The sequence below is a fragment of the Mesorhizobium sp. M7A.F.Ca.ET.027.03.2.1 genome (genome assembly GCF_003999175.1).
Classification (GTDB): domain Bacteria; phylum Pseudomonadota; class Alphaproteobacteria; order Rhizobiales; family Rhizobiaceae; genus Mesorhizobium.
Genome location: NZ_RZOM01000504.1, coordinates 1 through 4,276, shown reverse-complemented (window position 1 = coordinate 4,276; position 4,276 = coordinate 1). Strand labels below are relative to the sequence as shown.

The window sequence follows — 4,276 nt, the reverse complement described above, 5'->3', positions numbered from 1 at the left end:
GATCGTGTCCTTCAAGCCGAGGATCAGCTCGAACATGTGCGAGGGCCAACGAAAGGCCGGATCGCTGTCCGGCGGCACCGGCTTCCAGCCGGTGGCGACATCGACCTGGCCGATGTCGGAATAGCGGTCGGTATATTCCTCTGAGAAACGGACGCCGCTGGTCATGTCCAGCACATGCTGGACGCTGGCGCCGGTCCAGCCGGTAACGCCGAGTTCCGGCAGGTAATCTGTTACCAGTCTGGCCGGATCGATCAGGCCGCGCCCGACCAGTATGCCGAACACCGAACCGGTAACGGACTTCGCCATCGACTGCGACAAGTGCAGCGTGCGCTCATCCATGCCGTTGAAATAGCGCTCATAGGCGACCTTGCCGTCCTTGAGCACCAGAAAGCCGTCCGTATAGGTCTCGTCGAGCAACCCGGCGAGCGTCGTCGGCATGCCCTCGCTGTCCTCGACCGCCAGCCCGTCGAGATCGGCCTCGGCGCGTTCGAAGCGGTGGCGATGGCCGTTGCCGCGCCAGACTTCGGCGGTCGGCAGAATTTCACGGATGTGCTGGAACGCCCAGCGGTTCCACGGCGGCCGGTCCCAGTCGAGCTTCGGCGGTACCATGGCGGGCGGCGAGCCCTGCATGATCGGCGGCCGCGGATCGGAATTGCGATAGGAGTCCATGACGGCCGAGTCCCTTGAACATGAAAACGGACCCGGCGGCGTGTGCCGCCGGGTCCGTCGAACCCAGTTTATTTCTGCAACTCGGTCCAGATCTTGGTGTAAATTTCCTGGGTCTCCGGCGAGCACATCTGCTGCAGCTCGCCACGTGGCTTGTCCGCGGCCGGAATGATGACTTCGGGCGCGTCCTTCATGTCGGCCGGCATGTACTTGTCCGAGCCGGTGATGGCATTGGCGTAGCGATGGAAGGCCGAGAGACCTGCCGCGTTTTCCGGGTCCATGATGAAGTTCTGGAAAAGCTTGGCGTTCTCGACGTTCTTGGCTTCCTTAAGAACGACGACGTTGTCGCTCCACAGGCCGAAGCCTTCTTTCGGATAGTTGTAGTGGATGGCCGGGTTGGCCAGCCGCTGGCGCAGCGCCGAGCCGTTCCAGTCGCTGGTCGCCTTGAAGTCGCCGGCGCCCATCTTCTCGATGGTGTTGTATTCCATCGCGATCCAGTTCGGCTTGGCCGCCACCAACAGGTCGCGCACCTTCTTCAGCACCGCCTTGTCGTCGGTGCATTGCTGGCCGCCGACATACTTGATCGCGGCGAACATCACATCGCCCATCTCCGGAACGACATTGACCTTGCCCTTGAGCTCGTCAGGCGTGTTGAAGATGATGCCCCAGCTATCGGCCGGCCCCTTGTAGGCATCGGTATTGACGACCACGCCGATCGTGCCCCACGCCCATGGAACACTGTATTTGCGTCCCGGATCGAAATCGGGATTGGCCCATTCCGGCGCCACGTTCTTGAAGTTTTCCATCTTGCCAGGATCGGTCTCCTGGATGAGGCCTTCCTTGATCCAGATCGGCACGTAGGTCTGCGACGGCACCGCAATGTCGAAGCCGGTGCCTCCCTGGCGAACCTTGGCCAGCGCGGTGTCGTTGGAATCGTAGTCGGTGATGGTCACTTTGACGTTGTATTTGGCCTCGAACTTCTTGATCACGTCGGGGCTGGTGTAGTTGCCCCAATTGTAGATGTTGAGCACGCCGTCGGCGCGGGCCAGGCCCGTCGAGGCGAGCAACGCCAACCCCATGGCGGTTGCTGTTGTCTTCCAGTTCATGGTTTTAACTCCCATTTTTCGGTTCAGTCTCGTTTCCTGCTGACGAAGAAAAACAACGTGACGATCGCGACCGAAAGCAGCAGGAAGGCGGTCGATATCGCGTTGATCTCGGGTGTGATGCCGCGGCGGATCTGGCCGAGCATGTAAGTGGGCAGCGTGTCCTGGCCGCCTGATTTGACGAACTCGGTGATGACGACGTCGTCGAGCGAGATGACGAAGGCCAGCATCAGCCCGGCCAGGATGCCGGGCCACAGAAGCGGCAGCGTGATGCGCCGGAAAGCCTTCCAGGGCGTCGCGTAGAGGTCGGCTGCGGCACGCTCCAGCGTCAGGTCCATATTCTCAAGCCGCGCCCGGATCGGCAAATAGGCAAAGGGAATGCAGAACGCCGTGTGCGCGGCGACCAGATAGCCGATGCCGGAATAGCCGGTGAAGATCTTGATGCGCGAGAAGAAGATCAGCAGCGCCACGCCGGTGACGATCTCGGGCACCATCAGCGGCTGGTTGATCGCCGCATATTTGAAGGTGAGGCCGGGATAGGGCGCGGTGCGGGTGGTGGCGAGCGCCGCCATGGTGGCAAAGATCGTGGAGAGCACCGCCGCGATGGAGCCAATCTGGAAGGAACGCAGCGTGGCATCGACGACCTGCGTGTTCTGCCATGCCGACTGGAACCATTTCAGCGAAAAGCCGCCCCATTCGGAGGTCGAGCTCGCCGCGTTGAAGGCATAGATGACCAGCACGATGATCGGCAGGTACAGCACGATAAAGCAGGTCGCGGCGATCGCGGTGAACCCTGGCTGGTGCTTGATGGAAAAGTTCTTAGCCATGACGCACCCCCGATCTTCCGGCATTACGCACATAGGCAAGCAGCGCCACCATGACGATAATCATGACGGCGATCGACAGTGCCGAGCCGAGTGGCCAGTTGCGACCCTGCCCGAACTGCAATTCGATCAGGTTGGACAGCATCATATTCTTGCCGCCGCCAAGCACGCTCGGTGTCACATAGGCGCCAAGCGCTGGAATGAAGACCAGTATGGAGCCGGCGATGACGCCCGGCTTGACCAGCGGAAAGATGATCCGCCGCAGCACCTGGAAGCGCGACGCGTAAAGGTCGTACCCCGCCTCGACCAACCGGAAATCGAGTTTTTCCATGCTGGCATAAATCGGCAGCACCATCAGCGGCAGGTAGACATAGGCCATGCCGATCAGGATCGCCGTGTCGGTGTAGAGTATCTGGATGGGCGCCGAGATGATGCCGAGCTTGAGCAGGATCGTGTTGACGATGCCTTCGTTGCGGATGATCTGCAGCACCGCGAAGGTGCGGATCAAAAGGTTGGTCCAGAACGGAATGGTAATCAGGAACAGCCAGAGATCGCGGGTTTTTTCGCTGCGCGTCGCCATGAAATAGGCGGTCGGGAAACCAAGCACCAAAGTGGCGATCGTCGTCACCACCGAGAGCTTGATCGAGCGCAGGAAGATGGTGACGTGGGCGGCGGCGATCGAAAGCGTGTCGTCGAAGATATCGCGTTCCAGAAACACCGACACCCAAGCTTCCGGCGAGAACTGCCACTTCACGTCGCCATAGGAGCCTGGCGTCAGAAACGAGTAGACGAGCACGATCAGCAAGGGGCCGGTCGCGGCGAGGAAAATGACCAGCAGCGCTGGCGCTGACAAAAGCCAGCGGTCACGGACATCGCGCCGCTCCGCTGCCTTGGCGACTTCTTCCGCGGTCGCCATCGTCAGTCCTTCAGAACCTGAGCGGCATCGCTGCCGATGAGGATGCCAACTGCGTCGCCCTTCTCGAAACCGCAGCCCGCGCTGCGCGTGTTCTGCTGGCGTACGGTGAAGAGTTCGCCACTGTCGAGATGAACATGGATGTGGGTGTCGGTACCGAAATAGACGATGTTTTCGACCGTCCCCGACAGTTCGCCCTTGGCCTTGGTCAGCTTGGCGTGTTCGGGCCGAACCACCACCGTGGCGTTGGGTTTGGGCTGGAAACCCTGGGCCACGGTCGCCTCGATGGTCGCACCGGATTTGAGCGTGGCGCGCGCCTTGCCGTTGGCCATCTCGCTGATGGCGGCGGTGAGGAAGTTGGTTTCACCGATGAAGTCGGCGACGAAGCGCTCCGCCGGCTTGTCGTAGATATCCCAGGGCGAACCGACCTGCAGGATCTTGCCCGATGACATCACCGCGATGCGGTCTGACATGGTCAGCGCTTCTTCCTGGTCGTGGGTGACGAAGATGAAGGTGATACCGGTCTCGTGCTGCAGCCGTTTCAACTCGATCTGCATCTCCTTGCGCAGTTTGTAGTCAAGCGCCGACAGCGGCTCATCGAGCAAAAGCACCTTCGGCTGCGGCGCCAAAGCGCGGGCCAAGGCCACGCGCTGCTGCTGGCCGCCGGAGATCTGGCTGGTACGACGACCGGCGAGTGCCTCCATCTTGACCAACTTCAGCATCTCGGCGACGCGCGCCTTGATCTCGGCCTTCGGCTTGCCCAGCAGCTC

The 4,276-nt window shown here is 61.2% G+C and carries 5 protein-coding genes; all 5 read right to left on the bottom strand.

Annotated features, from left to right (window positions below):
* Positions 1-669: serine hydrolase (locus EN750_RS20825; RefSeq protein WP_145967803.1), on the bottom strand; the 669-nt coding region annotated here is incomplete at its 3' end.
* 68 nt (positions 670-737) lie between these two features.
* Positions 738-1,772 (bottom strand): extracellular solute-binding protein, encoded by a 1,035-nt coding sequence (locus EN750_RS20820; protein ID WP_023809982.1) that lies wholly within the window; start codon positions 1,770-1,772, stop codon positions 738-740.
* Positions 1,773-1,795: 23 nt separating this feature from the next.
* Entirely contained in the window at positions 1,796-2,596 is an 801-nt protein-coding gene (locus EN750_RS20815) for an ABC transporter permease (RefSeq protein ID WP_023809983.1), read from the bottom strand.
* Positions 2,589-3,509 carry an ABC transporter permease gene (locus tag EN750_RS20810; protein ID WP_127380734.1) on the bottom strand — a complete coding sequence of 307 codons (921 nt, stop codon included), beginning with the start codon at positions 3,507-3,509 and terminating at the stop codon, positions 2,589-2,591. The genes EN750_RS20815 and EN750_RS20810 overlap by 8 nt, the downstream gene beginning before the upstream one ends.
* A 2-nt stretch (positions 3,510-3,511) precedes the next feature.
* Positions 3,512-4,276, bottom strand: a 765-nt coding sequence (locus tag EN750_RS20805) for an ABC transporter ATP-binding protein (protein ID WP_145967802.1), incomplete at its 5' end; no start/stop codon positions are given.